Annotated in this window: 2 protein-coding genes; both read left to right on the top strand. The window is 53.6% G+C overall.

All coding sequences use genetic code 11. The features are described 5' to 3' along the window. Positions 1 to 137: 137 nt before the first annotated feature. Positions 138 to 818, top strand: coding sequence for a response regulator transcription factor (locus tag B3Z49_RS05120; protein WP_296988619.1), 681 nt, complete (start codon positions 138 to 140; stop codon positions 816 to 818). A gap of 5 nt (positions 819 to 823) precedes the next feature. Beyond that, the coding region (locus tag B3Z49_RS05125) for a sensor histidine kinase (RefSeq protein ID WP_296988620.1) at positions 824 to 1,911 on the top strand (1,088 nt) is incomplete at its 3' end.

The following is a 1,911-nucleotide window of genomic DNA, read 5'->3' on the forward strand; positions in this document are numbered from 1 at the left end:
CTTGATATCGATACCCAAGATGATCTGAAGCAAGTGACAGACTAACTTATGCGCCAAACCGGGCAACGGGGTGTTTCCTGCTGACCCGTCGGCTGAATTGCGGCATGCTTGCATGTCTTGAAAACGAGATGACGTGAATGAAAGCAACCGCCCACATCATGGTCCTTTTGGTCGAGGACAACATGGATATCGCCGCCACCGTCAGTGACTATCTGACGATTGAAGGCGTTGAATGCGACCATGCCTATGATGGTGAAACCGCCTATCAGATGGCGCTGACCGGCGAATATGACGTCATCCTGCTTGATCTGATGTTGCCATTCCGTGATGGCATCAGCATCTGCAAGGCGCTGCGCGACGAAGGGGTGGACACCCCGGTTCTTATGTTGACCGCGCGTGACACACTTGATGACAAGATCGAAGGTTTCCACGCCGGGGCGGATGATTATCTGGTCAAACCGTTTGAGCTGGAAGAGCTTCTTTTGCGCACGCGCGTTCTATCACGTCGGCGCAGTGGCGAGGTAAGGCGTTTCTCGCTTGGTGACCTGCTTATTGATTTTGAAAACCGTTCCGTGGTGCGGGCTGGCCAGAATATCAGTGTATCGCCAACGGGTTGGACCATTTTGGAGGTTCTGGCGCAAAACAGTCCGCAGGTTGTAACCCGTTCTCGTTTGTCGATGGCGCTCTGGCAAGGCGATCCACCTGATACCAATGCGCTGAAGACACATCTTTACAAACTGCGTCATCGGATCGACAAACCGTTTGAGCAAAATCTGATTCACACCATTCCGGGCCAGGGCGTGGCCCTTCGCAAGTAGCCGCTATGAGCACATGTTGCGCACCCAAGACCCGATCCTTTTCCCGCTTTGTGCGCAATTATGTGCTGCTGGGTCTGGTGATTACGCTCGTGCTTTATACGGTGGTCGTCAATTTCTACATGCTGTATGGCAAGTGGATGGTGGCGTCCTTCCAGCTTCAGGTCATTGCCGAACAATATGACAATGAACTGGCCGAAAATCCCGAAGCCCCCTTGCCCAAGGGTTTCAATATTGAAACCTTCACCGGTTTTGATCAGCTGCCGGCAGAATTGCGCGCGCATGCAACACCAGACGATCTTGAGATTGGCGAGCTTTTCTATATCAACACCGACAAATACGCCGCCGAAGAGAACCCGGAAAACCCGGTCTTTCTGGTCTTCCCCTATCAGCTGCGCAATGGGGATGACATCCTGATCCTGCAGACCTATCACGCCGGGGATGAAGACAGCATCTATTTCGTGCGCCTGCACAAGCTGGCTCTGCTGTCGATCCCGTTTGCCATGGCGGTTGTCGGCATCTTTGCCTGGTTCCTGTGGGTGATTGGCAAACGTCTGACCAAGCCATCCGAGAACCTTCAGAACTGGGCCAACAATCTGACGGCAGATAACCTGCGCGAACCGATCCCGGATTTCGGGTTTGAAGAACTTAATGACGTTGCCCACGAACTGCATCGATCCGTTGACCAGATCGACAAATTCGTTGCCCGTGAACGTGAATTTCTGCGTCAGGCCAGCCACGAGCTGCGCACGCCCGTTACCATCGTTTCGGGCAATGTCGAACTTCTGGAAAAAAGCCCGCTCAACGCAACGCAGGCACGCGTCATGGCCCGCATCAAACGCGCCAACCGCAATATGCAGCAATTGCTTGAAACCCTGTTGTGGCTGGGCCGTGACAATGCACCGCTTGGCCAAACCGAAACGATCAACATCAGCGCCTTCATCGAACAGGAAATCAGTGATCTTTCCTATCTGATGGAGGGCAAACACGTTACCTGCACATTTGAACCTGACAGCCGCGAAACCGAGATCGCGACCTCGCGCGCGGCACTGATGATTGTGGTGTCCAACCTGATCCGAAATGCGTTCCAGCACAC

The organism is Thalassospira sp. UBA1131 (assembly GCF_002311515.1).
In the GTDB taxonomy this organism is placed as follows: Bacteria; Pseudomonadota; Alphaproteobacteria; order Rhodospirillales; family Thalassospiraceae; genus Thalassospira.

Coding starts and splice junctions, on each gene's coding strand:
- B3Z49_RS05120 (WP_296988619.1), top strand. CDS start 138: ATGAAAGCAACCGCCCACATCATGGTCCTTTTGGTCGAGGACAACATG.